The organism is Psychrobacillus mangrovi, assembly GCF_037104765.1.
In the GTDB taxonomy this organism is placed as follows: Bacteria; Bacillota; Bacilli; order Bacillales_A; family Planococcaceae; genus Psychrobacillus; species Psychrobacillus mangrovi.
Window position 1 is genome coordinate 1 of record NZ_JBAWSY010000013.1, and the last position, 24410, is coordinate 24410.

The following is a 24410-nucleotide window of genomic DNA, read 5'->3' on the forward strand; positions in this document are numbered from 1 at the left end:
CTCTGCTTTAGAACGTTACTTAGAAGTACACACTGTAATATAAATTGAAACGCCGTATACGAGAACCGTACGTACGGTGTTGTGAGAGGGGCGAAAATAAGTTAACTTATTCTCCCTCTACTCGATTTACTCAGATATTGGGTACGGCTCAATACGATCCACTGGTTTAGGAACTTTAATCTTCGGTAGAATTTTCCCTGGTAATACATTCTTTGTTGTATCATGAGTAGAAGGATCGTTTGGATCATATTTTTCTAAAAACTGAATAACTTCTTTAACAATTGGAGTAGGAGTGGAAGCACCAGCTGTCACTGCAACGTGATTAATATTCTCTAACCATTCAAGCTTCAGATCCGATACATCTCCAATACGATAAGAAGGAGTACCTGCAATTTCCTCCGAAACTTGTGTCAATCTATTAGAGTTATTACTCATTGGATCACCAACAACTATTAATAACTCTGCTTCTCCCGCTTGTTCCGCAACTGCTTCTTGTCTCACTTGTGTAGCAAGGCAAATTTCTTTATGAATCTCAATATGTGGAAATTTGTCTTCTAATTTTTCCATCAAATGTACAACATCCCATTGAGACATTGTTGTTTGGTTGGTTACAAGCAATTTATCCGTTTTTATTTGTAAATTTTCGATATCCTCTAAAGTTTGCACAAGATGTACACGTGTAGGTGCTACACCAATAGCCCCTTCTGGCTCAGGATGACCTTTTTTACCAATATAAATAATGTCATAGCCTTCAGCCGTTTTTTCTCTAATTAGATCATGAGTAACAGTTACATCTGGACAAGTTGCATCAATCGAAACCAATCCTTTTTTTCGTGCAAGCTCTTTTACTTCCGGTGATACACCATGAGCGGTAAAGATAACAGTTCCTTTATCCACTTTAGAGAGAATATCTAAACGATTTTCCCCATCTAAGGTAATAATACCGTCTTGTTCAAAAGCGTCTGTTACATGTTTGTTATGAACAATCATTCCTAAAATATATATTGGCCGAGGAAGGGATGTATCTAACGCTGCATTCCGTGCGATAACCATTGCATCAACTACCCCATAACAATATCCTCTTGGCGAAATTTTTTGTACAATCATTTTTGAAAGAACTCCCTTCAATACGAGCATACTCATATTATAGCGGAGCTCTTACATGAATTCAAAACATTAAATTGGCGGCTGGAATATTCTAGGTAAAGAAGCTCCAGTTGTATTTGCATTTGTAGTAGCGGAAGTGGCAGCCCGAGCTGCACCAGCAACGGAAGGGGCACTAGCAGCACTTACATTTGTTGCTGTAGCGGTGGCGTTAGGAGCCGATTGGATTCCTCGATAAAGTCTCCAAAGAGCAGGCACATTTTGAAGCATCGGCGCATATTGTCTTACCATAGGCGTAAGCTGTTGAGCTGTTGATAAAAATTTATCTGCAGTTTGTAAGTAAGACGTTGTTCTATTTCCAGGAGGTCCTTGTGGAAATCCACCTTGGCCACCTAAATTGCCCCGTCCTCCAAATCCCCCTGGTCCTCCTGAACCTCTTTGCTGTAAGCTTCCGAGTACTCCTTGTAAGAAATTGTTTGGCTGTGTTCCTGGTTGATTGGCAGGCATTCCAAAACCAAAAGCATTTTGTGTTGGAGTAGGAGAATTTGCAGGTGGTGGACTATTAAAATTAAAAAAATTATTTGCTCTGTTTTGTGAAAACGGATAAAAAGACTCATAGCGCATTTAATCATCTCCTTTCATCAAAGTGAGTCCTTCTATTCTATGCAAATTATACGTTTTATGTACAATCGTGGTACAATAAAGAAATGTGAGGGAGGGACTCAAATGTCCAAATATACAGATTATAATTTTCAGCCTTTTTTACAAAATGCAATTGAAAAACTAGGCTTTCAAGAACCAACGCCAATTCAAAAAGAAATTATTCCTTTAGTTTTAAAAGGGAAAAGTGCTATTGGTCAAGCACACACAGGAACAGGTAAAACCCATAGTTTTTTGATTCCAATTGTTGAAAAAATAGATGCTAGTAAACACGAAGTACAAGCAATTATTACATCTCCGACAAGAGAGCTTGCAACACAAATTTATAATGAGTTAAATAAGCTGGTTGACGGAACTGAAATCCAAACAAAATTATTTATAGGTGGAACAGATAAAGCTCGTTCTATTGAAAAATTAAAAACACAACCACATATTGTCGTTGGTACACCTGGTCGAATACGTGATCTAACTGTTGAACAGGCATTGCTAGTTCATACTGCAAACATTTTAGTAGTAGATGAAGCGGATTTAGCATTTGATTTAGGTTTCATCAATGAAATTGATCAATTTGCTTCACGTATGCCAGAACAACTGGAGATGTTTGTTTTTTCAGCTACTATACCTGAAAAATTACAACCGTTTTTGAAAAAATATATGGATTCACCGATCCATATAAAAATTGGTGATAAGCGACCAGTAGCAGAGGGTATTGATTTTATCGTTACACCGGTACGAAGTAAATCTAGAAAGAAACGATTACTGGATGTTTTGGAAGGCATAAATCCTTACCTAGCTATTATATTCGCTAACACGAAGCAAAATGCGGACGAGGTTGCAAATTATCTTCAAGGCCACGGTGTAAAGGTAGGAGTTATTCATGGTGATATTTCACCACGTGATCGTAAGCGAGTGATGAAACAGATACACGATCTAGAGTATCAATATATCGTTGCAACAGATCTTGCTGCCCGTGGAATCGATATACCTGGTGTAAGTCATGTTATTAACTATGAGATACCAGATGATCTAGAGTTTTTCGTCCACCGTGTAGGAAGAACTGCACGTGCAGGCTTAACTGGTATCGCAATAACATTATATGAACCTTCGGATGAAGATGCATTAGTCCGTATTGAAAAAATGGGCATACCTTTAGTGCACAAGGATGTTATTAACGGGGAATGGTCAGATTTAAAGGAAAGACATGCTCGTAAAAACCGTACGAAAAATGAAAATGAGATTGATGCAAAAGCAAAGGCAATGGTTCGCAAGCCTAAAAAGGTGAAACCCGGCTATAAACGAAATATGAAATGGGAAATGGATAAAATTAAAAAGAAAGAAAGACGTATAAAAAATCGTAAAAAATAAGGGGGCTTTTCCGTTGCTTTTAGGTTCACATGTTTCCATGAGTGGTAAAGAAATGCTTCTTGCTTCAAGCAAAGAAGCAGCTTCATACGGTGCAAATACATTTATGATTTACACAGGTGCACCACAAAATACTCGCCGAAAACCAATTGAGGAATTGAATATTGAAGCAGGGTTACAACATATGAACGAGAATGACATATCTAATATTGTTGTACATGCTCCATATATTATTAATTTAGGTAATACGACAAAACCTGAAACATTTGCATTAGGTGTAGAGTTTCTACAAAAAGAAGTGACGAGAACAGCTGCAATTGGTGCAACACAAATTGTATTGCACCCTGGGGCTCATGTGGGAGCAGGAGCAGATGCTGGCATTGCTAAAATCGTAGAGGGTTTAAACGAGGTATTGACTCAAGAAGAATCGGTACAAATTGCACTCGAAACAATGGCAGGAAAAGGATCAGAGTGCGGTCGGACTTTTGAAGAATTAGCTCAAATTATTGATGGTGTTGTTAACAATCACCGAATTTCAATTTGTTTAGACACTTGCCATATTCATGATGCAGGTTACGATATTGTGAATGATTTTGATGGTGTGTTAAATGAATTCGATAAAATTATTGGACTAGACCGTCTAAAAGTACTTCATATCAATGATAGTAAAAATGTTCGTGGTGCTGCAAAAGATAGACACGAAAACATAGGTTTTGGTGAAATTGGGTTCGAGGCACTACAGTACATTGTGCACCATCCTCAATTGATGCATTTACCTAAAATACTAGAAACTCCATTTGTAGGAGTAGATGCAAAATCAAAACAAGCACCATATAAAGTTGAAATTGATATGCTTCGTTCAAAGGCTTTTACCCCAGATGCAATCGATGCTTTAAGATAAAATATTTCACTAAAAAAGTAGCGCCCTCAATTTTCACGTAAAAATGAGGGGGCTTTTTCTTTTAATTGATAAAATAAGTCAATAGCTCTTTGCTCACCTAATATACTGATTAACTTTTGTTGAGTAGTCATAGGGACTCCGAGTAAGAGCCAGCTTAATGAGATTTCCTGAAGAAGTGGATATACTTCTTTGATCTCTTTATCTGATAACTGAATGTCAAATCCCTTAAGTATTTTTTTAAAATCTTTTATCGAACTAGTTTGCAATTCATTAATAAACCTTGCAATATCCATTCAAACATCCTCTCAAGATAAAATTATTTACACTTTCTCTATTTTCCTCTATACTTTAACTTTGTAAATCGTAATGATTATTAATTAGAATAGAGGAAAAAAGATGAGTAATCCCTTAATTCAGTTACAAAATGTTTTTTATCAATATGAACAAACTGAAGCTTTAAAAAATATTTCTTTAAAAATTGAAGAAGGAGACTTTTTAGCTATTATTGGCCCTAATGGATCTGGAAAGTCAACTCTTCTTAAAATTATTCTTGGCCTTTTAAAGCCTACAAAAGGGGAGGTATTACTTTTTGGTAAGCCGGTTCCTTTGTTTAAAGAAAAAGAATTAATAGGATATGTTTCTCAAAAGTCAAACGCTTTTAATACTGGTTTTCCAGCGACAGTAGAAGAAGTGGTACAAAGCGGGTTAGTTAAAAAAGCTGGAATATTTCGTTCTTACCCTAAAAATACGCAGAGTAAGGTTAAGGAAGCTCTTACTTCGGTAGGTATGGAAAAGTTTTCAAAAAAAAATATTGGAGATTTATCCGGTGGGCAGCAACAACGTGTTTTTATAGCTAGAGCTTTAGTTAGCGATCCAAAAATCTTGATTTTAGATGAACCAACTGTAGGAGTGGATAGTAAAAATGTTCGCTCATTTTATCATATGTTATCTCATTTAAATCGGGAACACCAAATTACGATAGTTTTAGTTACACATGATGTGGATGCTGTTTCGAAGAGCATTAGCCATGTTGCATGTCTCAATCAAACAATTCATTTTCATGGATATCAAAATGAAATGGATTCGATGAGTGATGAGCAATTGGAGGCCTGGTATGGCCATTCAGTACGAAAAGTGAACCACCGAAACGAGGGTCAAATATGATTGAATCATTATTCCAATATCAATTTTTACAAAATGCCTTTACTTCCGGTTTAATTATAGGAATTATTGCTCCATTGCTAGGAGTGTTTATTGTTGTTAGAAGGCTTTCTTTAATAGCAGATGCTCTTAGTCATGTAACTTTGGCAGGTATAGCCGGAAGTCTTTATTTAAGCCAATCGATAGGTGCTCTGGCGTTACTTAACCCCCTATATCTTGGTATTGTGGCTTCAGTGACAGGTTCCCTCTTCATTGAGAGACTTAGAAGATTGTACAAGCATTACGAAGAACTAGCGATTCCCATTATTATGTCAGCTGGACTAGGTTTTAGTGCTATTTTTATATCTCTTGCTGAAGGATTTAGTTCCGATCTTTTCAGTTATTTGTTTGGTTCTGTTTCAGCTGTTAGTAGTCAGGATCTTTATATCGTTATAAGTATTGCAATAGTTGTTATTGTATTTTTAACTTTATTTTACAAGGAATTATTTGTTCTATCATTTGATGAGGAGTATGCCAAAGCCTCTGGGTTACCTGCAAAATGGATTCATGTATTGTTTATGATTGTCACGGCATTAGTTATTGCTGGTTCTATGCGAATTGTAGGTATTCTCTTAGTCTCATCCCTTATGACATTGCCTGTGGCTGCTGCTATGAGAATAGCGAAAGGTTTTAAGCAAGCAATAATACTTTCAGTACTATTTGGAGAACTTGCAGTCATCGTTGGATTGGTAAGTGCATTTTATTTAAATATTGCTCCAGGAGGTACTATAGTTGTTACGTCAATATTCATCCTACTTCTTACTATTACATTGAAAAAGATATCGACGAAGGGAGTAATATCACAATGAACATTGAAAGAGCATGGGATATTCTCAAAAAAGAGGGATATAAAAAAACAGATAAACGAGAGCAGATATTAGATATTTTCTCGAAAACAGAGAAGTATATTACAGCGAGGGATATTTTGAATGTCATGATGGTGGAGCATCCAGGGATGAGTTATGATACAATTTATCGAAACTTGAGCACTTTTGTGGACCTTGGAATCTTAGAAGAAACAGAGTTAAGTGGTGAAAAAAACTTTCGTATGCAATGTGAAATGGATCACCATCATCATCATTTTATATGTATGTCATGTGGTAACATAAAAGAAATAAATTATTGTCCAATGGAAGTACTTCAAAATGCTATTCCAGCTTATCAAATTGAAAGCCATAAATTTGAAATCTACGGTAAATGTCCAGAATGTCATTAATAAATCCTGCCAAATAAATATTTGGCGGGATTTCAGACTGTAGACAAACTCAATTTTGGGTGCATAAAGTTTTTGTATATTAAAATCCAGCAAGGACCACCACTTCGCTTTCCGTGGGCTTGACTTCAGCCTCCTAGGCCAACAGGATGTTGGTCATGCAATCGTTGCCGCAGGATGCGGCGAACTTAGATTGCCTTCCCCTCAACTGCGGGGTCTTCTGCTCAAGCTGTTCCCACAGGAGTCTTCGTGGTGGTCCTTGCCTTATTAACAATTCCTTATAGATATCCACTATCTTTACTTTTAATTGGATAAAGCAACATCTTTAAGAATATTTATTATTACTCATAACCGTTTTATAAAAATACTTTTGTGGTCAAGCTGAAACCCTGGAGCGGAAATCCCAATACTATTTATTCTAATTTTTATTTTAAAAGAAAAAAGACTCTAGATATACTAAAAATCCTTAGAGTTTGTCCACAGTCTTAGCATCTCGATTTTTTGAGATGCTTTCTTTTATTCAAAAAGAAAAACGTGAAGAATAATCTTCACGTTCGTTGCAATGCAAACTCTTTTTCAATCCAGTTGTTTGCTTCAATCCAATTGTTTACACGAATAACTCCTTTTGGAGCTGGTTGTTGATTGTAAGGTGTGTTAAACAAAAGTACAGGGATATCTAGCTCTTCATGAATTGCTACGGCGTTGTCATGCTTATCTTCGAAAAAAGCATGAACTCCATGTTTTCTGGCGGTTTCAATTTTGTTATGTGTCCCAATCAATTCAATATGATCGTACAGTAATTCTTGTTCTTTAAACCAATTAAGTGTAACATCCATCACATTTTCCCCACGGGCAGAAATAAAATATAGCTCGTATTTTTCTTTCCAAGCAGACAATACAGCATGTGCATCTGGTTGAATCGGAGATGATGCATAAATGATAGATTCTGTTTTTTTAAACCAATCATAAAATTCTTTCTCATCTACAGGAAAAGCTTTTGTTAAGTCATATTCTTTTATATCATCCAGTTGCAGGTTACAATTAAAGGCATTATTAATATGTGGAAGTAAAGAAGTTGGGCATGTTACTGTCCCGTCAATATCAATTCCGAATCTAGCGATTACCATGTTGCTTAACTCCTTACACTTCTTGTTTTTCTATTTCTTGTTTCTCTAATTCTTGTTTTTCAAAGTATTCAGCTGCAATTTTATCAATTTCAATTTTAAGTTCCTCGACCATTGTTTCTTCTGGAACTTTTCGCACAGTTTTACCTTTTCTAAATAGCAGACCTTCTCCTCGTGCTCCAGCAATTCCGATATCTGCTTCACGAGCTTCACCAGGTCCGTTAACTGCACAGCCTAATACTGCTACTTTAATCGGTGCTTTAATATGAGAAATGTATTCTTCTACTTCATTTGCGATTGAAATCAAATCAATTTCAATTCGTCCACATGTTGGACAAGAGATAAGCGTTGCAGCATTGGATGAAAGACCAAATACTTTTAACAATTCACGCGCAACTTTAATCTCTTCAACTGGATCTGCACTTAGCGATACGCGCAATGTATTTCCAATACCCATACTTAGTAAAGTACCAAGTCCTGCTGCACTTTTAATTGAACCTGCAAATAGGGTACCTGATTCTGTGATACCTAAATGAAGGGGATAGTCAAATGCTTGAGAAGCTTTTGTATAAGCTTCAATTGCTAAATTAACATCGGAAGCTTTCATAGAAACAATGATGTCGTGAAAATCTAAATCTTCGAGAATTTTAATATGATGTAAAGCACTTTCTACCATACCATCCGCAGTTGGATAACCATATTTCTCAAGTATTTTCTTTTCAAGCGAACCAGCGTTGACACCAATACGAATTGGAATACCTTTTGCTTTTGCGGCGTTAACTACAGCTTCTACTTTTTCTTTACGTCCAATATTACCTGGGTTAATACGAATTTTATCTGCACCTTGCTCAATTGCAATAAGAGCAAGCTTATAATCAAAATGTATATCCACAACAAGTGGGATATTAATACGTTTTTTTATTTCACCGATTGAATAAGCCGCTCGTTCATCTGGACATGCAACCCGTACAATTTGGCAACCTGCTTCTTCGAGTCGTAGAATCTCGGCAACTGTTGCTTCGACATCATGTGTTTTGGTTGTAGTCATACTTTGGATGAAAAGCTCGTTACTTCCACCTATTGTTAAGTTTCCAACTCGAACGGGGCGAGTTTTGGAACGATGAATTAATTCACTCATGAAATTCTCTCCTTCTTGAGGCTTTATGCCATAACTATCATTCATTTTATCAGTGAAAGGAATGAAAAGACAAGAAAGAACCCTCTATTTTTCATTTTTGCAAGATTCAGATGGGGTATAGATTGGTAAAAAAATGAGTTCACCGTCTTTAATTGTTTGATTGATCAGATGAGGATTCAGTTCATAAAAGTCCATTTCTCTTTCAGAAAACGAAATTTCCATTTCAGTTGGATACATAGAAAAAAGCGTATATAAAGTATCCCCTGGGTATTTTTTTACAGCTACATAATCCATCGTTTCTACGCATTCTTCTGGTGGATAAAATGCAAGAGGAATCGTACCTTCAAACATATCTACTTTAATGATATATAGTGTGACAAGAATGGTGATCGTTGCTAAGAATATTTTCATATATAACCCTCCTTGTCCCACTATATGCGAGTAAGGAGAGATTATGATTAACGTTTAATAGGATAATTCTTACAAGCTAAAAATAGATAAATGAAAGTAATCACATAGATTACTAATTGAATGTAACCATTTGATATATTAAAAAGCGCGACCACAATTGAAAGAAGCATTGGAATAGTGCTTGCAAACAGTGTACTTCTCCACAAGTGCCTATATTCACCTTTTCTTTTTAGAAGAGAGAGGATAATCACTCCCACATAAGCTAAAATACTAATACGTACAAAAATTAGTAATGTATTTAAGACAAATAAAAAAACAAAAGAAAAAGGATAGAGTAACCATCTTATCTCTTGAAAATACTCTAATAAGCCTTCCATATTAGCTTGTTGAACCGACATTCCATTGATAAATTGGACAAACGATATCGATGTAATGATTAATATGTATATAAATATGTATTGCATAACCTTTCCGATTGGAATAAGTCGAAACGCAGCAATTTTTTTAGGACTAAGCAAGCTTGCTTTAAATAACTGAAACAAATTCATCAAATTCACCCTTTCTTCTACATTTTATCACCTCATTAGACAGAAAAACAAAATAATCAGCAGATAAAATTAAAAAAAGACATTTTTAAATGATACTGTTGTTATCCCTAAGCCAGGTTAATGCCATACATATGGATTCGCGCTGTCCGAAGATATCTACTAGTAAAAAGTATAAAGTTTCAAAAACGTGATTCTATAATCATTGCTGATATGAACTGAATACGAACTATATCAGTTAGTGTCATCAGGATGTAGGAGTGAGTGAAACGACCGACTTATCCTGCGGTGGCTCGCTCATGCGTAGCGTGCGGCAAGCGCACGTCCGTGAGGTTGGCATTACACTAAATGAATAGATTTTTTCATTGAAAAACAACAATGAATGTTAAAAAACATAAAAAAAAGAAAGAATATTTTTATTCTCTTTACAATTCCTTTATAAATTCACCATAATAGATAAGTGAAATATGTCGAAATAGGAGTTGACTATTAAGGTGAATCTCAATTGGCAAGAAATGCTGTTCGAATTTTTTGGCGGACTAGGAATATTTTTATTCGCCATTAAATATATGGGGGATGGCTTACAAAAAACGGCCGGGGATAGATTAAGAGATTTACTGGATCGTTATACAACAAATCCACTTATGGGTGTATTAGCTGGAATATTATTTACTGTATTAATCCAATCAAGTGCAGGCACAATTGTTATCATCATTGGCTTAATAAGTGCAGGATTTATGACACTACGCCAGTCAATTGGTGTTATTATGGGTGCTAATATTGGTACTACGATTAAAGCATTTATTATAGGAATTGAAATTGGTGATTATGCGCTACCTATTATGGGAGCAGGGGCATTCTTAATCTTTTTTTTCAAACGTAAAATGATGCAAAATGTTGGAGAAGTCCTTTTTGGATTTGGAGGATTATTTTTAGGTCTTGATTTAATGATGAGTGGTATGAGTCCATTGCAACAACTTTCCTCATTTACGGATTTTACATTAAGTGTAAGTAATCATCCTCTATTAGGAGTCATAGCGGGAATGGTAATGACTTTATTATTGCAAAGTTCTAGTGCTGCTGTAGCAATTTTACAGGGATTTTATGCAGAACATTTAATTACTTTAAAAGGTGCATTACCAGTTTTGTATGGGGATAATATCGGGACAACTATTACTGCAATTCTTGCTTCGCTAGGTGCATCCGCTAGTGCTAAAAGAGCAGCTGTATCGCATGTATTATTTAATGTCGTAGGAACTATAGTCTTCCTCATCTTATTAACGCCATTTACTTTATACATTGAATGGATTTCTGAAGCTCTTTCGATCGAAAATAAAATGCAAATTGCGGTAGCGCATGGAACTTTTAATGTGGTAAATGTGGTTCTTCAATTTCCGCTTATAGGAGCATGGGTCTTTATATTAACAAAAATAATTCCTGGGGAAGATTTTAATACTAAGTATAAACCGAAGCACCTAGAAGAGGATTTCATAGAAGAATCCCCATCCATAGCAATTGGGCAAGCAAAAGAAGAAATTCTTCGTATGGGTGATCTAAGTGTACAAGGTCTAGAGAAAACATTTTCTTATCTAAAAGATAGAAATAAGAATGATGCAGATGAGGCAAATCAAATAGAAGATGCAATAAATCATTTAGATACAAAGATTATTAATTATTTGATTAAAATTTCAAGCCAACCGCTTTCCAGTCAGGATTCTAATAGGCATTTAATGTTAATGGCAACTGTTCGAGATATAGAGAGAATAGGTGATCATTTTGAAAATATTATCGAGTTGATCGATTATCAAGACGAACATCATTTCCAATTAACAGAGGACGCTTTGGAGGACATATCAGAAATGTTTGAGCTAACGATGAATACGGTTAAAAAAGCAATAGAAGCTTTAGATTTAAATAGTGATCAATTAGCTAGAGAGGTTACTGAACAAGAGAATGTAATAGACCGAATGGAGCGTCAATTTCGAAAAAATCATTTTCTAAGATTGAACGAAGGACTATGTACAGGTCATGCAGGCGTAATTTTTGTTGATATGTTAAGTAATCTAGAAAGGGTTGGCGATCATGCAGTAAATATTGCAGATGCCATATTAGGTAAACGTATATGATTGAAATTATTGGATGGATTTTAATAATAGCTAGTTTTATTATTGCTTTTATAGGAACTTTTTATCCTATTATTCCTTCCGTTGTATTTATGATCTTAGGATATATTATTTATGGATTATTTTTCTCGTTTTCAGAGTTAACGTGGTTGTTTTGGGTCATTCAATTATTATTTGTCGTTTTATTATTTAGCGCTGATATGGTGGCAAACGCATTTGGTGTGAAAAGGTTTGGTGGAACTAAAGCTGGATTATGGGGAAGTACTATTGGTTTAATAGTTGGTCCGTTTGTTATTCCCGTGGCTGGAATATTAGTAGGACCTTTTCTTGGAGCAGTGTTAGCAGAGCTAATCGTTACAAGAAAAGGGATAAAACAAGCAATTAAATCAGGGATCGGTTCTTTAATAGGTTTCCTTACTTCATCCATAGTTAAACTAATTATTCTTGTTGTAATGCTAGTCATTTTTATTGTTTTCGTATAACCTCAGTCAAAAGTATGAAAAGTATTTGAGGCGTTTTTAATTGAACGTTTTTCATTAATTTGATACGCTAATACGTGGAAAGAATTTTCTAAAATATTCTTTAGGAGGAAACAAGAATGGCTTATGAATTACCAGAATTACCTTACGCGTATGACGCACTAGAACCACACATCGACAAAGAAACGATGAATATTCATCACACTAAACATCACAATACGTACGTTACTAATTTGAACAATGCGGTTTCAGGAAAAGCTGACTTAGAAAACAAATCGGTTGAAGAGTTAATTGCAAACTTAGATGCATTACCAGAAGATATCAAAACTGCAGTTCGCAATAATGGTGGTGGACATGCTAACCACTCATTATTTTGGCAACTTCTTTCTCCTAACGGTGGAGGAAATCCATCTGGTGAATTAGCAACAGCAATCGATTCTAAATTTGGAAGCTTTGACGCATTCAAAGAAGAATTCGCTAAAGCAGCAACAACACGCTTTGGTTCTGGTTGGGCTTGGTTATCAGTAGCAAATGGAGAATTAGAAATTTCTTCAACAGCTAACCAAGACTCTCCAATCATGGAAGGTAAAACTCCAATATTAGGGTTAGACGTTTGGGAGCATGCTTACTACTTAAACTACCAAAATCGTCGTCCAGACTACATCGGTTCTTTCTGGAACGTAGTAAACTGGGATGAAGTATCAAAACGCTACGCTGCGGCAAAATAATTTAGTCTGCTACTAGCTTTTTGCATCATTAAAAGATTTTATAAAAAAAGAAACCTGGCACACACTTTTTCGTCTAAAAGTGTGTGCTTTTTATGTTACACTAATATGTAGATATATTTTTAAACTTTAAGCTAAAGCCTTCAGTGTAAGCTACAAATTTTGTATAGGAATTGATCCGGAAATGCAGACGCAAAATTTTGGCTATAAAACGCTAAGGCGAATTTGATAAAAGTAGGTGAAACTCATGCGAAAAATTCCTAATAAACGTGCACAAAGTGTAAAGGCTAAGCAGAGAGCCAATATTACATTTCGCATGAACATTCTTTTCTTTTCTATTTTCATTCTCTTTACATTATTAATCTTACGATTAGGCTATCTACAGATTGTCAAAGGTGAAGATTATACAAGGGCTATAGAACGAACAGAAGAAGTTCCTGTAAATACAAGTGTACCTCGTGGTCGTATTTTTGATAGTCAAGGACGAATAATGGTGGACAATGAGCCGCAGCTTGCCATTACCTATACTAAAATGCAGACGACCAAATCAGAAGAAATGTTTAAAATTGCTCAAGAGCTTAGTTTACTAATTGAAAAAGAAACAGATGGAATTACTAAAAGTGATTTGCAAGATTTTTGGCTTCGCAAATATCCAGATGAAGCTCTAAAGTTAGTCACTGAAGAAGAACGAAACAAAATAGAGATAAATGAAGATTTAGAAACAAAAGAAAAAAATGCTCAAATTAACCGACTAACTCGAAGTCGGATTCCAGAGAAGGAATTAGAGTCATTCTCTCCGGAGGAACTAGAGATTATTGCGATCTATCGTGAAATGGCAGCTGGATATGCATTGTCTCCTCAAATTATTAAAGGGGAGGGTGTTACAGATGAGGAATTTGCTAGAGTTTCCGAAAGATTAGGGAATTTAACTGGCGTTAATACAACAACCGATTGGCGTAGAGTAAAAACTTCATCTCTAGCAATATTGGGCAATGCATCGTTGCCGAAAGAGGGTATTCCAAATGATCGATTAGATTATTTCCTATCTAGAGATTATTCAAGAAATGACCGTGTAGGTAAGAGTTATATTGAACAGCAATATGAGGATGTTTTACAAGGTCAAAAAAGCGTTGTGAAGAATATTACAGATGGAAAAGGGCGAGTAATAGATATTCAAACTGTTTATGAAGGTGAACCAGGGAAAGATTTAGTTTTGGCAATAGATAGTGAAGTGCAGCTTGCTCAAGAGGAAATTTTGGGACAAAAGCTTCTTGAAGCAAAAACTAAAAATGGTGCTGCAGCAAAATATTTAGACAAAGCATTTTTCATTATGATGGATCCATATACTGGAGAAGTATTATCTTTAGTTGGAAAAAGAGTAGTAAAAGATTCTAAAACAGGAAAGTATAAAATAGATGATTATGCATTTGGGGCTTTTACAACTGCATATGAAGTGGGTTCTACAATAAAACCTGGTACAATATTAACAGGATATCGTGAAAATGTGATATCTCCAGGAGACATTTTGGTAGATGAGCCTATACGGATTAAAGGGTCTAAACCAAAAAGCTCGGTGTTTAATCGTTCCGGTAGAGTACGTATAAATGATCTAGAAGCGATTGAACGTTCTTCCAATGTATATATGTTTAAAACTGCTTTTGGATTAGCTGGCAGAACATATGTAGAGAATCAAGGTATTAATTTTGGACCGGAGGCATTTCAAAAAATGCGAAATGGATATGCACAGTTAGGATTGGGTGTATATACTGGCATAGATTTACCGGGAGAGGTTACTGGGTTCATTGGGGGAGTAGAAGATGGTCAACTCTTAGACTTGAGTATTGGACAATATGATACGTATACTCCTTTACAACTTGCACAATTTGTTTCCACCCTTGCAAATGGTGGTAAACGTATACAGCCTCGAGTAGTGAAAGAAATTAGAGAACCTTCAGTTGATGGTGTGCAAATGGGAAAAGTAGTGAAAGAGTTTACACCAAATGTATTGAATGTTGTTGATAATACACAAGAGGAAATAAATCGTATGCGTGAAGGAATGAAACTAGTATATTCCGGTTCAAAAGGAACAGCTCGTTCTGCGTTCGGTACAGCTCCTTACCAAGGTGCAGGAAAAACTGGGACTGCTCAATCTTTCTTTCATGATTTCGCATTGCCAAAATCACAACGCAATGTTAGTACAGTAAACTTAACGCATATAGGCTTTGCACCATTTGATAATCCAGAAATTGCATATGCACTTGTAATTCCTCAAGCATCATTAGAGTCCAGTTACAAAACGAATTTTTCTACTCCTATTGCTAAAGAGTTAGTTGATAAATATTTTGAAATACAACTTAAGAATAGTACTTTAAAGGAAAATGAGGATGCTTCTTTATATCCAACAATAAAACCCGCTTTTACAAATGAAAAAATCGATGAAGAAGAAACGGATAATTAAATAAAAACAGGTCATCCTAATAATGTAATTAGGGTGGCCTATTTTTTTATTTAATGTAACTTTAATGGTCTCATTAACTTTTAACCAAATTGAATGCATTTCGAAACTTACTTTACAAAAGCTTTACAATACATTCATATCGACTCAACATGGAGCCTTTATAGTAAGCATTGTAAGAAAAATAGAAAACATAACTTTAGGGGGATTTACCTGATGAAGAACTGGAAGTACTTTTTAATGACAACAATGGTAGGATCAGCATTAGTACTTGGAGCTTGTGGAAACGATACAAGTTCAGAACCAAAAGAAGAAACTGAAACTGCTGGCGATACACAAGATGAGGCAGTTCTAGAAGGTCAAGTTGCTGGAGATGGATCTAGTACAGTTGCTCCTATTACGGAAGCACTTGTTGAAGAATATGCAGGCGTTCAAAATAAAGTAAAAGTATCAGTTGGTGTGTCTGGTACAGGTGGCGGATTTGAAAAATTCATCGCGGGTGAAACAGATTTTTCTAATGCATCTCGTCCAATTAAAGACGAAGAAAAAACAAAACTTGAAGAAGCTGGAATTGACTATACTGAATTCCAAATAGCTAATGATGGTTTATCAGTAGTAGTTAATAAAGATAATGACTGGGTAGAAGATTTAACTGTTGAAGATCTTAAGAAAATGTGGATTGAAGATGGCACAGCTAAAAAATGGTCTGATATTAATCCGGAATGGCCAGCAGAAGAAATCGTATTCTACTCACCAGGTACTGATTCTGGAACATATGACTATTTTGATGAAGTAATTCTTGATGAAGCTGACTTAGTAAAATCAGCAACTCTTTCTGAAGATGATAACGTATTAGTACAAGGTGTACAAGGCGATAAAAATGCAATAGCTTTCTTCGGTTATGCATACTATTTAGCTAACCAAGATACTTTAAAAGTTGTTAAAATTAACGGTGTAGAACCTACAAACGAAACAATTGAATCAGGTGATTATTCACCACTTTCTCGTCCATTGTTCGTATATGCAAAAAATAGTGCACTTAAAGAAAATCCAGCATTTTATGATTTCATGAAATATACACTTGAAAATGCAGGAGAAATGGCTGAAGCAGTTGGATATGTAAGTCTTCCACAAGAAGATTACGACAAAGGTTTAGCTGATTTAGAAGCATTAAAATAATAGGTCAATCTAAAAAGTAAGAGACGAGTAGCAGGGCTTGCTACTCTTTTCTTGCGTTTGGTAAAAGGGGGATTCACTATGGCTCAAAAGAATGCGACTGGTCATCCATCAGTACAAGAGCTAATTGCAAAATCAAATAGCAAGAAACAAAAAAAAGTAGTAGAAAAAATAATTCCAATTATTCTCCTACTTATTGCTTGTGTTTCAGTATTAACTACTTTGGGTATTGTCTTTACCCTTATTATAGAAACAGTAATATTTTTCACTCGTGTACCGATATTAGATTTTTTATTCGGAACCGAATGGTTTCCATTTGCTAATACAGAACAGTTATATGGAATTCTTCCTTTAATAGCGGGTACATTAAAAGTAACTTTTATAGCTGCAATTGTTGCAGTTCCATTTGGTATTGGTTCTGCTATATTCTTAAGTGAATATGCAAGTGATAACGCTCGTAGAATTATTAAACCTGTATTAGAGGTTTTAGCAGGTATACCAACAATTGTTTATGGTTTCTTTGCATTGACATTTGTAACACCGCTTTTACAACAATTTATTCCTGACTTGAAAATCTTTAATGCATTGAGCCCAGGTATTGTTGTAGGTATTATGATATTACCAATGATTGCATCTTTATCAGAAGATGCAATGGGCTCTGTACCGAATTCAATACGTGAAGGTGCCCTAGCTATGGGTTCAACAAAATTGGAAGTAGCTATCAAGGTTGTACTACCCGCTGCACTTTCAGGAATTATTGCGTCAGTAGTACTAGCACTGTCTCGTGCAATTGGAGAAACGATGATAGTTTCTTTAGCAGGAGGATCTACTCCTAAATTCGATTTAGATGTAACTGGCTCTATTCAAACTATGACTGCATATATTGTACAAGTTTCATCAGGTGATGCGGGATATGGAACAACGATTTATTATTCCATCTATGCAGTAGGATTTACTTTATTCCTATTTACATTATTGATGAATTTTATTGCTCACGCGATTTCGAAAAAGTTCCGGGAGGAATATTAATATGAAATATGTTAATCAAGAATCAGTTCTAAAAAAAATGAATAGTCGATTAAATGTAAATCGTGTTTTTAAAGTGATATTCCTTTTTGCTACATTGTTTGCTTTAGTTGCTCTTGGAATCTTGTTTTATCGAATCATTACTCAAGGTGTTGGATATATTACACCAGAATTTTTCCAAAACTATGGATCCCGTTTCCCTGCTAAAGCCGGAATAAAGGCTGCGTTAATAGGTTCAATTTGGTTAATGTGTGTAGTTGCTCCTATTTCGTTAATTTTAGGAGTAGGTACTGCAATTTATTTAGAAGAATATGCTAAAAAAAATAAATTAAATGATTTTATTCGAATGAACATTTCCAACCTAGCAGGTGTTCCTTCGGTAGTATTTGGTTTGCTAGGTTTAACAATTTTTGTTCGGGCTTTAGCTTTAGGAAATAGTGTTTTGGCTGCAGGATTTACGATGAGTTTGTTAATATTACCTGTTATTATCGTTGGTTCTCAGGAAGCAATTCGTGCAGTACCTCAAGATGTTCGAGAAGCTTCATATGGAATGGGAGCGACAAAGTGGCAAACAATTGTTAAAGTTGTCCTACCCTCAGCTATTCCTGGTATTCTTACTGGTGCAATTTTAGCTCTTTCTCGTGCAGTCGGTGAAACGGCACCATTAGTAGTAATTGGTGTTCCAGTAATTATTCAGTTTTTACCTGAAAATTTACTAAGTCAGTTTACTGCACTACCAATGCAAATCTACGATTGGGCTAAAAGACCACAGGCGGAATTCCAATATGTCGCGTCAGCAGGAATTCTAGTTCTCATGGCATTCTTATTGATCATGAATTCCATCGCTATATTTATTCGAAATAAATTTCAGAAAAGGTACTAAGCTAATTTGTGAATAGGGGGAAGTAATGATGGTAAAATCTTTAAATAACGAAACATCACTAAATAATTCAACTTCTAATATTGTATACAACACTCAACAATTAAACTTATGGTATGGTAATCATCATGCTTTAAAAAATATCGATCTTCAAATTAAAGAAAATGAAGTAACAGCAATTATTGGACCTTCTGGTTGCGGTAAATCTACGTATATCAAAACTTTAAATCGAATGGTAGAATTAGTTCCATCAGTAAAAACTTCCGGTAAAATTTTGTATCGTGATCGTAATATTTTTGATACAGAATACGGTGTGGAAGAATTGCGTACAAAAGTAGGAATGGTTTTCCAAAAACCAAATCCATTTCCAAAATCCATTTATGATAATATTGCATATGGTCCAAGAATCCATGGGATAAAAAATAAGAAAATTCTTGATGAAATAGTAGAAAAAAGTTTACGCGGTGCAGCTATTTGGGACGAAGTAAAAGATCGCTTATCAACAAATGCGTATAGCCTCTCAGGTGGTCAGCAACAACGTATTTGTATAGCTCGCTGTCTTGCAATTGAACCTGATGTTATTTTAATGGATGAGCCTACTTCGGCATTAGACCCAATCTCTACATTAAAAGTAGAGGAACTAATTCAGGAATTGAAAAGTGATTATTCTATCATCATTGTTACACATAATATGCAACAAGCAGCTCGTATTTCTGACAAAACTGCTTTCTTCTTAAACGGAGAAGTGGTAGAGTTTGATAATACGGATGTGATTTTTTCAACTCCAGAAGATAAGCGTACAGAAGATTATATTTCCGGGCGTTTCGGATGATGAAAGGGGTAATTAGTGATGGTAGGAAGAGAGAAATTTGATGCGGAATTACAACAAGTTCAGAATTTAATGATTGAATTGAGTAACACAGCTATTAATACACTTAATGCTGCGATGGACCATCTGCTTAATAATAATATTGAAGGTGCACTTACGATTATCAATGATGATATTCACATTAACCGTATGGAAGAAGAAATTAATGACCGTGTTATTTTACTAATTGCGAAACAGCAGCCAGTTGCTAAAGACTTACGTAGATTAATGGTATTAGTGAAAATTGCAGCTGATATGGAAAGAATCGGAGATTATGCGGTTAATATAGCAAAAGAAACAATACGCATTGGTAAAGACGAGCATATTGCTCCAATACAATTATTAGACGAAATGCGTGAGAAAACAATAATCATGCTAAAGTCAATAATCGATGCATTCTTGAATGAAGATATTGAGGAAGCTAAAAAGATTGCAAAACTAGATGATGAAGTAGATGAATTGTATGGTCATGCTATTAGAACACTTCTCTCTGTTGGTGTGGAGCAACCAGAACAACTAAGTCAAGTAACACAACTATCATTTGTTTGTAGATATTTAGAAAGATCTGCTGACCATGCAACAAATATGGCGGAGCGTTTATTGTTTTTACTAAAAGGAAAGCACTACGAACTAAATAATTAAAAAAAAGAGGTCATCCAAAAGTATTTTCTTTTGGTGGCCTCTTTTAACCTAATCTTTATCACATTATTTGCCTGTTATCTTTTCTGCAATTTGTTTTAGTGTCATGGATGAATCCAATTCATACTCACCTATTTGAATACGTCCAGCTAAATTTTGAGAGACCAAATAATCTTCTATATCTTGCTTGTTTTGAACAATTCCAACATCCTCTAAAATAGAACTAATTTCTTTTGAGTTCATTCCTGAAGAAATCACTAAAGTATATTTAGTACTTCCTTCATTCGAATCCGCTGTGGATGCTTCCTCTTTTCCTGATTCAGTTTCATTCGATTCGTCACCAACAGGTTGTCCCTTTCGTGCATTTTCCAAATCTAATTGAAGCTGAGCTAATTGTTGTTTTACGGTTTTTAATTCTGCTTGTGACTTTTCGTACGCTTCTTCAGTGATAGATCGTTTTGAAATGATTTCATCCTCTTGAGTAAAATGTTGAATTTGGAGCAATGCCCCTGCTAAAAACAAACCGATACCAAAAGAACGGATGGAAGACCTCTTCATCTCATTTTCCACCGCCAATAACGTATTTTACTTCTTCTACAGAAAGGGAAGACCTCTTGCTTATTTCCGGTAATGAAAAGCCCTGTTTATGTAATGCTAGTACTTGGCTTTTAATAATTTCATGTATAACAGGTTTTGTTTTTTGCTTTTTGGGAACAGTTATTTTTGAGCCTTCTAATAATAATTCTTCTTCAACAATTTTTAGTCTTCGTTTAATAGCACTTGTTTCTTGATATAATGTAATGGAGAGTTCCTCCACTTCTGACTCCATCTTTTTAGTGGAGTCCTTTACAAAAAAGGAAACAATGATTAGTAAAACTCCAATACTCATGATAATAATTGCATAGCTCATTTTATTCACCTCAAAATTATTACTTCTTTTATAATAGTAACATATACCAAAAAACTTTGAATTAATTCTTTTATTAAATAGTAGATTTTCTTGGATAATATGCTATAATGGGTTAGTCGTATAAATCATGCTCAGATTTTATATTTCATCCTGTAAAAGAGTGGGAGGGACAACCATGCGCGTTAATATTACATTAGCTTGTACAGATTGCGGAGAGCGCAACTATATTTCTAAGAAAAACAAGCGTAACAATCCAGAACGTCTTGAACTTAAAAAATATTGCTCACGTGAAAAGAAAATGACTCTTCATAGAGAAACTAAATAATAACCTAAGCCAAAACCAACTTCGGTTTTGGTTTTTTTCTATGTAAAAATCGGAGGGAAATGACATGAAAAAGAAAGAGTTAAGAGAAGAAATGAAACAACAACTATCTTCACTCAAGAAGTCCTCCTATGAAATTTTTTCAAAAGAAATCGAGCGTAGCTTTATTACATTACAAAGTGTAAAACAAGCATCTACTATAGGTATAACCATCTCCCATTTTCCGGAGGTGGATACTGAAGGAATTATCCGCACGCTGTGGGAAATGGGCAAAACAGTAGTAGTGCCCAAATGCTCGCCAAAAGAACGGATAATGACTTTTTATAAGCTAGAGAGCTACAATCAATTAGAAAAAGTGTATATGCATTTATTAGAGCCAAATCCATTGGTAACGACTGCAGTAGCTCCGAAGGATATCGATCTTCTAGTTGTTCCTGGAATAGCTTATAGCTTATCTGGTCATAGAATAGGATACGGAGGCGGTTATTACGATCGGTTTTTAATGAATTACGAAGGAAATAAGATTTCTTTAGCATTTGATTTTCAATTAAGGGATGACTTGGAAAAGGAGAGTTTTGATCTCCCAGTGGACATGATCATTACCGATAAGCAAATGATAAAATGTCATTTATACCGGAACGAGGATCGGCGATAGATATGAAGACAGTATATGATGTTATGCAGCTTTTAAAACGATTCGGTACGTACATTTATACAAAAGATCGTATCGCGGATCTTGAACTAATGGAAGATGAAATAAAAGAATTATATAAAATGCAAATGATTGAAGCTCAAGACTTTCAACTCGCATTGCTTATACTTCGACAAGAAAAAAATAATCTTAAGTAATAATGGCGATTAATAGGCAAATTAATCACTTCGGACTGTAGACAACTCGAAAAAAACGAGTTGTTTACAGTCTTTATATTTATAGGGAAGTTCAAGTTTTCAGAAGCTTACCGAGGATGATGCCTAGGGAACGCTCATTTATAACAATAAAATGATAAATTAATCCCCATTTTATATTCTTTTTGCTAAAAAAGGAAACTTTTTTAGTTTTAACACGTTTAATAGAGGGTAACAAAATTAAGGACCTGTAAAATTATATCAAATGAAGATATCATTTATATTGATTTATTGTTAAGAAAGGATTAAGATATATTTTGTTACTTTTATTCCTACTTAAGAGTACAAAATAGGGGAGGATGTAGGCATGAAAAAGAATAATTGGCCGACACATTCTATTCTTGTTATAGCTATTGTGGCAACTTGGATTAAAACATATGTGGTTTACCACACAAGCTTTGATTTGAAAATCGAGAATATGATGCAACAAGTGATATTATTTATAAGCCCGTTGAGCTTTCTTTTATTTGTATATGGGTTATCACTTTTCTTTAAAAGTCCAAAAGCAAGAAATAGATATATCGTTATAACAAATGCGGTTCTTACAATCATACTATATGCTAATGCGGTGTTCTACCGTTTCTTTACAGACTTTATAACGTTGCCTGTATTATTCCAAACGAGCAATTTTGGTGATTTAGGATCATCTGCTATGGAAAGTATTTACTTTACGGATATTTTCTTCTTTACAGATGTAGTATTCCTTATAATTGCTTTAAAATGGTTAAAAATAGGTGATAAAATATCGGTTGTAAAATCCACGACAAGAAGAGCATACTTTGTATTTGCTGCTGCCGTGTTATTTTTAAATTTAGGGTTAGCTGAAATTGAAAGACCACAACTTCTTACAAGAAGTTTTGACCGTGAAATGTTAGTAAAAAATTTAGGGCCTTACAATTATCATCTGTATGACATTTATATTCAGTCTAAGTCTCATGCACAGCGAGCACTTGCTGATGGTAGTGAACTTGTAGAGGTTAATAACTATGTACGATCTAACCAAGCTGAACCTAACGCTGAAATGTTTGGGCTTGCAGATGGTCGTAATTTAATCGTGGTTTCTATGGAGTCATTACAAAACTTTGTTATTAATAATGACATGAATGGATATGAAGTTACCCCATTCTTAAATTCTTTGACTAAAGATAAAGATACGTTTTACTTCTCTAACTTTTATCATCAAACAGGTCTAGGTAAAACATCCGACTCAGAGTTTATTGTGGAGAATTCACTCTACGGACTTGGTGGAGGAGCAGTATTCTTTACACATGGAGGAAATAAGTTTCATTCCATGGCTGAAAGCTTAAATGAAAAAGGTTATTACACAAACGTAATGCATCCGAATAATAAAAGCTTCTGGAATCGTGATATGATGTATCAAGCACTTTCTATTCAAAAGTTCTATGATGTCAATAGTTATGTTGTAAACGAAGGCGATGCAGTTAACTGGGGAATGAAGGATATTCCATTCTTTGAACAATCCGTTGACCATATGGCCCAAATGCCACAACCTTTCTATTCAAGACTAATTACTTTAACAAATCATCATCCATTTGATTTAGACGAAGAGGATCAACTTATCCCTCCATATAATTCAAATTCACGTACATTGAACAAGTATTTCCAATCTGCACGTTATATGGATGAAGCATTAAAGTCGTTCTTTGAGGATTTAAAAGCACAAGGCTTATATGATAATTCAATAATTGTTATGTATGGGGATCATTATGGCATTTCTGAGAACCACAATGCTGCAATGGCACAATATTTAGGAAAAGAAATTACACCATACGAATCTGCAAAACTTCAAAGAGTTCCATTTTTCGTTCATATTCCTAATAGCGGAGTTGGAAAAGAAGTAACAGAAACTGCTGGTCAAATTGATATTAGACCAACTGTATTGCACTTACTTGGCATAGAAACAGCTAAAGATATGCAATTAGGAGCAGATGTATTTTCTGAGGACCATGAGGATTTTGTCGTTTTCCGAAATGGTGATTTTGTAACAGATAAATTGGTTTTTGCTGGAAACGCTTGTTATGATAATGAAACAGGATTGCAAATTGATATAGGAAGTTGTGAGCCGTATATCGAGCGAGCAGCACAAGAGCTAGGATATTCCGATCAGATTATTAATGGTGATTTACTTCGTTTCTATGATCTCAAAACCGGAAACCTCTTAATTGATGAAGCTGAAAAAGAAGAGCAGTAATAACAAAGCACAGACACTTCAAAGTCTGTGC

At 35.0% G+C, this 24410-nt stretch carries 27 protein-coding genes; 18 read left to right on the plus strand and 9 right to left on the minus strand.

What is annotated here, in order from left to right:
* Positions 1 to 126 precede the first annotated feature (126 nt).
* Together WAX74_RS14860 and vrrA are read right to left on the minus strand one after the other, a co-directional pair.
* Positions 127 to 1107, minus strand: coding sequence for a 4-hydroxy-3-methylbut-2-enyl diphosphate reductase (locus tag WAX74_RS14860; RefSeq protein WP_336498451.1), 981 nt, complete (start codon positions 1105 to 1107; stop codon positions 127 to 129).
* Between the two features lie 69 nt (positions 1108 to 1176).
* Complete coding sequence (gene vrrA, locus WAX74_RS14865; RefSeq protein WP_336498452.1) at positions 1177 to 1728, minus strand: VrrA/YqfQ family protein; 552 nt, start codon at positions 1726 to 1728, stop codon at positions 1177 to 1179.
* Between the two features lie 102 nt (positions 1729 to 1830).
* Here vrrA and WAX74_RS14870 point away from each other — a divergent pair, with 102 nt between their 5' ends.
* Positions 1831 to 3129 carry a DEAD/DEAH box helicase gene (locus tag WAX74_RS14870; protein WP_336498453.1) on the plus strand — a complete coding sequence of 433 codons (1299 nt, stop codon included), beginning with the start codon at positions 1831 to 1833 and terminating at the stop codon, positions 3127 to 3129.
* Positions 3130 to 3142: 13 nt separating this feature from the next.
* Positions 3143 to 4027 carry a deoxyribonuclease IV gene (locus tag WAX74_RS14875; RefSeq protein ID WP_336498454.1) on the plus strand — a complete coding sequence of 295 codons (885 nt, stop codon included), beginning with the start codon at positions 3143 to 3145 and terminating at the stop codon, positions 4025 to 4027.
* Positions 4028 to 4053: 26 nt separating this feature from the next.
* On the opposite strand, the gene WAX74_RS14880 is transcribed toward WAX74_RS14875, so the two are convergent.
* Positions 4054 to 4320 carry a hypothetical protein gene (locus WAX74_RS14880; protein ID WP_336498455.1) on the minus strand — a complete coding sequence of 89 codons (267 nt, stop codon included), beginning with the start codon at positions 4318 to 4320 and terminating at the stop codon, positions 4054 to 4056.
* Positions 4321 to 4423: 103 nt separating this feature from the next.
* Between WAX74_RS14880 and WAX74_RS14885 the strand changes: the two genes are divergently transcribed.
* From WAX74_RS14885 to WAX74_RS14895, 3 genes are read left to right on the plus strand one after another with little or no spacing between them, the layout of a single operon-like run.
* Positions 4424 to 5191 (plus strand): metal ABC transporter ATP-binding protein, encoded by a 768-nt coding sequence (locus tag WAX74_RS14885; RefSeq protein WP_336498456.1) that lies wholly within the window; start codon positions 4424 to 4426, stop codon positions 5189 to 5191.
* Positions 5188 to 6036, plus strand: coding sequence for a metal ABC transporter permease (locus tag WAX74_RS14890; protein WP_336498457.1), 849 nt, complete (start codon positions 5188 to 5190; stop codon positions 6034 to 6036). Before WAX74_RS14885 ends, WAX74_RS14890 begins: the two co-directional genes overlap by 4 nt.
* Positions 6033 to 6443, plus strand: a complete 411-nt coding sequence (locus WAX74_RS14895; RefSeq protein ID WP_336498458.1) for a Fur family transcriptional regulator — start codon at positions 6033 to 6035, stop codon at positions 6441 to 6443. Before WAX74_RS14890 ends, WAX74_RS14895 begins: the two co-directional genes overlap by 4 nt.
* A 545-nt stretch (positions 6444 to 6988) precedes the next feature.
* Here the strand turns inward: WAX74_RS14895 and WAX74_RS14900 are convergent.
* The 4 genes from WAX74_RS14900 to WAX74_RS14915 form a co-directional block, all read right to left on the minus strand.
* Positions 6989 to 7567 carry a 5' nucleotidase, NT5C type gene (locus WAX74_RS14900; RefSeq protein ID WP_336498459.1) on the minus strand — a complete coding sequence of 193 codons (579 nt, stop codon included), beginning with the start codon at positions 7565 to 7567 and terminating at the stop codon, positions 6989 to 6991.
* A 13-nt stretch (positions 7568 to 7580) separates the two neighbouring features.
* Complete coding sequence (ispG, locus tag WAX74_RS14905) at positions 7581 to 8702, minus strand: flavodoxin-dependent (E)-4-hydroxy-3-methylbut-2-enyl-diphosphate synthase (protein ID WP_336498460.1); 1122 nt, start codon at positions 8700 to 8702, stop codon at positions 7581 to 7583.
* A gap of 84 nt (positions 8703 to 8786) precedes the next feature.
* A complete protein-coding gene (locus WAX74_RS14910; RefSeq protein ID WP_336498461.1) occupies positions 8787 to 9113 on the minus strand; it encodes a hypothetical protein in 327 nt (108 codons plus the stop codon).
* Positions 9114 to 9160: 47 nt separating this feature from the next.
* Positions 9161 to 9661, minus strand: coding sequence for a DUF1189 family protein (locus WAX74_RS14915; protein ID WP_336498462.1), 501 nt, complete (start codon positions 9659 to 9661; stop codon positions 9161 to 9163).
* Positions 9662 to 10152: 491 nt separating this feature from the next.
* On the opposite strand from WAX74_RS14915, the gene WAX74_RS14920 reads away from it, so the two are divergent.
* From WAX74_RS14920 to phoU, 9 genes are all read left to right on the plus strand, one after another.
* Positions 10153 to 11784: a Na/Pi cotransporter family protein gene (locus WAX74_RS14920; RefSeq protein WP_336498463.1), complete on the plus strand. Its 1632-nt coding sequence runs from the start codon at positions 10153 to 10155 to the stop codon at positions 11782 to 11784.
* On the plus strand, positions 11784 to 12263 hold the full coding sequence (locus WAX74_RS14925) for a DUF456 domain-containing protein (RefSeq protein ID WP_336498534.1): 480 nt from the start codon (positions 11784 to 11786) through the stop codon (positions 12261 to 12263). The genes WAX74_RS14920 and WAX74_RS14925 overlap by 1 nt, the downstream gene beginning before the upstream one ends.
* 116 nt (positions 12264 to 12379) lie before the next feature.
* A complete protein-coding gene (locus tag WAX74_RS14930) occupies positions 12380 to 12988 on the plus strand; it encodes a superoxide dismutase (RefSeq protein WP_336498464.1) in 609 nt (202 codons plus the stop codon).
* A gap of 244 nt (positions 12989 to 13232) precedes the next feature.
* On the plus strand, positions 13233 to 15443 hold the full coding sequence (locus tag WAX74_RS14935; protein ID WP_336498465.1) for a peptidoglycan D,D-transpeptidase FtsI family protein: 2211 nt from the start codon (positions 13233 to 13235) through the stop codon (positions 15441 to 15443).
* Positions 15444 to 15656: 213 nt separating this feature from the next.
* The gene (locus WAX74_RS14940; protein ID WP_336498466.1) at positions 15657 to 16619 is read left to right on the plus strand and encodes a PstS family phosphate ABC transporter substrate-binding protein; all 963 of its coding nucleotides are present in this window, start codon (positions 15657 to 15659) and stop codon (positions 16617 to 16619) included.
* 78 nt (positions 16620 to 16697) lie between these two features.
* Positions 16698 to 17645: a phosphate ABC transporter permease subunit PstC gene (pstC, locus tag WAX74_RS14945; protein ID WP_336498467.1), complete on the plus strand. Its 948-nt coding sequence runs from the start codon at positions 16698 to 16700 to the stop codon at positions 17643 to 17645.
* Between the two features lies 1 nt (position 17646).
* A complete protein-coding gene (gene pstA, locus WAX74_RS14950; RefSeq protein WP_336498468.1) occupies positions 17647 to 18525 on the plus strand; it encodes a phosphate ABC transporter permease PstA in 879 nt (292 codons plus the stop codon).
* A 25-nt stretch (positions 18526 to 18550) separates the two neighbouring features.
* On the plus strand, positions 18551 to 19354 hold the full coding sequence (gene pstB, locus WAX74_RS14955; RefSeq protein ID WP_413788977.1) for a phosphate ABC transporter ATP-binding protein PstB: 804 nt from the start codon (positions 18551 to 18553) through the stop codon (positions 19352 to 19354).
* 18 nt (positions 19355 to 19372) lie between these two features.
* Positions 19373 to 20032, plus strand: coding sequence for a phosphate signaling complex protein PhoU (gene phoU, locus WAX74_RS14960; RefSeq protein ID WP_336498469.1), 660 nt, complete (start codon positions 19373 to 19375; stop codon positions 20030 to 20032).
* Positions 20033 to 20095: 63 nt separating this feature from the next.
* Here the strand turns inward: phoU and WAX74_RS14965 are convergent, their stop codons facing one another.
* Together WAX74_RS14965 and WAX74_RS14970 are read right to left on the minus strand one after the other, a co-directional pair.
* Positions 20096 to 20587 (minus strand): hypothetical protein, encoded by a 492-nt coding sequence (locus tag WAX74_RS14965; RefSeq protein ID WP_336498470.1) that lies wholly within the window; start codon positions 20585 to 20587, stop codon positions 20096 to 20098.
* 1 nt (position 20588) lies between these two features.
* Positions 20589 to 20939 (minus strand): hypothetical protein, encoded by a 351-nt coding sequence (locus WAX74_RS14970; protein WP_336498471.1) that lies wholly within the window; start codon positions 20937 to 20939, stop codon positions 20589 to 20591.
* A gap of 175 nt (positions 20940 to 21114) precedes the next feature.
* On the opposite strand from WAX74_RS14970, the gene rpmG reads away from it, so the two are divergent.
* From rpmG to WAX74_RS14990, 4 genes are all read left to right on the plus strand, one after another.
* The gene (gene rpmG, locus WAX74_RS14975) at positions 21115 to 21264 is read left to right on the plus strand and encodes a 50S ribosomal protein L33 (RefSeq protein WP_053588882.1); all 150 of its coding nucleotides are present in this window, start codon (positions 21115 to 21117) and stop codon (positions 21262 to 21264) included.
* A 64-nt stretch (positions 21265 to 21328) separates the two neighbouring features.
* Positions 21329 to 21916 (plus strand): 5-formyltetrahydrofolate cyclo-ligase, encoded by a 588-nt coding sequence (locus WAX74_RS14980; RefSeq protein WP_336498472.1) that lies wholly within the window; start codon positions 21329 to 21331, stop codon positions 21914 to 21916.
* Positions 21917 to 21918: 2 nt separating this feature from the next.
* Positions 21919 to 22110, plus strand: coding sequence for a YqgQ family protein (locus tag WAX74_RS14985; RefSeq protein ID WP_336498474.1), 192 nt, complete (start codon positions 21919 to 21921; stop codon positions 22108 to 22110).
* A 364-nt stretch (positions 22111 to 22474) separates the two neighbouring features.
* Positions 22475 to 24379: an LTA synthase family protein gene (locus WAX74_RS14990; RefSeq protein WP_336498475.1), complete on the plus strand. Its 1905-nt coding sequence runs from the start codon at positions 22475 to 22477 to the stop codon at positions 24377 to 24379.
* The last annotated feature ends 31 nt before the right edge of the window (positions 24380 to 24410 follow it).

Excerpts from the sequence above, each read along its gene's own strand:
- WAX74_RS14860 (WP_336498451.1), bottom strand. The coding sequence starts at position 1,107 with ATGATTGTACAAAAAATTTCGCCAAGAGGATATTGTTATGGGGTAGTT.
- vrrA (WP_336498452.1), bottom strand. The coding sequence starts at position 1,728 with ATGCGCTATGAGTCTTTTTATCCGTTTTCACAAAACAGAGCAAATAAT.
- WAX74_RS14870 (WP_336498453.1), top strand. The coding sequence starts at position 1,831 with ATGTCCAAATATACAGATTATAATTTTCAGCCTTTTTTACAAAATGCA.
- WAX74_RS14880 (WP_336498455.1), bottom strand. The coding sequence starts at position 4,320 with ATGGATATTGCAAGGTTTATTAATGAATTGCAAACTAGTTCGATAAAA.
- WAX74_RS14885 (WP_336498456.1), top strand. The coding sequence starts at position 4,424 with ATGAGTAATCCCTTAATTCAGTTACAAAATGTTTTTTATCAATATGAA.
- WAX74_RS14890 (WP_336498457.1), top strand. The coding sequence starts at position 5,188 with ATGATTGAATCATTATTCCAATATCAATTTTTACAAAATGCCTTTACT.
- WAX74_RS14895 (WP_336498458.1), top strand. The coding sequence starts at position 6,033 with ATGAACATTGAAAGAGCATGGGATATTCTCAAAAAAGAGGGATATAAA.
- WAX74_RS14900 (WP_336498459.1), bottom strand. The coding sequence starts at position 7,567 with ATGGTAATCGCTAGATTCGGAATTGATATTGACGGGACAGTAACATGC.
- ispG (WP_336498460.1), bottom strand. The coding sequence starts at position 8,702 with ATGAGTGAATTAATTCATCGTTCCAAAACTCGCCCCGTTCGAGTTGGA.
- WAX74_RS14910 (WP_336498461.1), bottom strand. The coding sequence starts at position 9,113 with ATGAAAATATTCTTAGCAACGATCACCATTCTTGTCACACTATATATC.
- WAX74_RS14915 (WP_336498462.1), bottom strand. The coding sequence starts at position 9,661 with ATGAATTTGTTTCAGTTATTTAAAGCAAGCTTGCTTAGTCCTAAAAAA.
- WAX74_RS14930 (WP_336498464.1), top strand. The coding sequence starts at position 12,380 with ATGGCTTATGAATTACCAGAATTACCTTACGCGTATGACGCACTAGAA.
- WAX74_RS14935 (WP_336498465.1), top strand. The coding sequence starts at position 13,233 with ATGCGAAAAATTCCTAATAAACGTGCACAAAGTGTAAAGGCTAAGCAG.
- WAX74_RS14940 (WP_336498466.1), top strand. The coding sequence starts at position 15,657 with ATGAAGAACTGGAAGTACTTTTTAATGACAACAATGGTAGGATCAGCA.
- pstC (WP_336498467.1), top strand. The coding sequence starts at position 16,698 with ATGGCTCAAAAGAATGCGACTGGTCATCCATCAGTACAAGAGCTAATT.
- pstA (WP_336498468.1), top strand. The coding sequence starts at position 17,647 with ATGAAATATGTTAATCAAGAATCAGTTCTAAAAAAAATGAATAGTCGA.
- pstB (WP_413788977.1), top strand. The coding sequence starts at position 18,551 with ATGATGGTAAAATCTTTAAATAACGAAACATCACTAAATAATTCAACT.
- phoU (WP_336498469.1), top strand. The coding sequence starts at position 19,373 with ATGGTAGGAAGAGAGAAATTTGATGCGGAATTACAACAAGTTCAGAAT.
- WAX74_RS14965 (WP_336498470.1), bottom strand. The coding sequence starts at position 20,587 with ATGAAGAGGTCTTCCATCCGTTCTTTTGGTATCGGTTTGTTTTTAGCA.
- WAX74_RS14970 (WP_336498471.1), bottom strand. The coding sequence starts at position 20,939 with ATGAGCTATGCAATTATTATCATGAGTATTGGAGTTTTACTAATCATT.
- rpmG (WP_053588882.1), top strand. The coding sequence starts at position 21,115 with ATGCGCGTTAATATTACATTAGCTTGTACAGATTGCGGAGAGCGCAAC.
- WAX74_RS14980 (WP_336498472.1), top strand. The coding sequence starts at position 21,329 with ATGAAAAAGAAAGAGTTAAGAGAAGAAATGAAACAACAACTATCTTCA.
- WAX74_RS14985 (WP_336498474.1), top strand. The coding sequence starts at position 21,919 with ATGAAGACAGTATATGATGTTATGCAGCTTTTAAAACGATTCGGTACG.
- WAX74_RS14990 (WP_336498475.1), top strand. The coding sequence starts at position 22,475 with ATGAAAAAGAATAATTGGCCGACACATTCTATTCTTGTTATAGCTATT.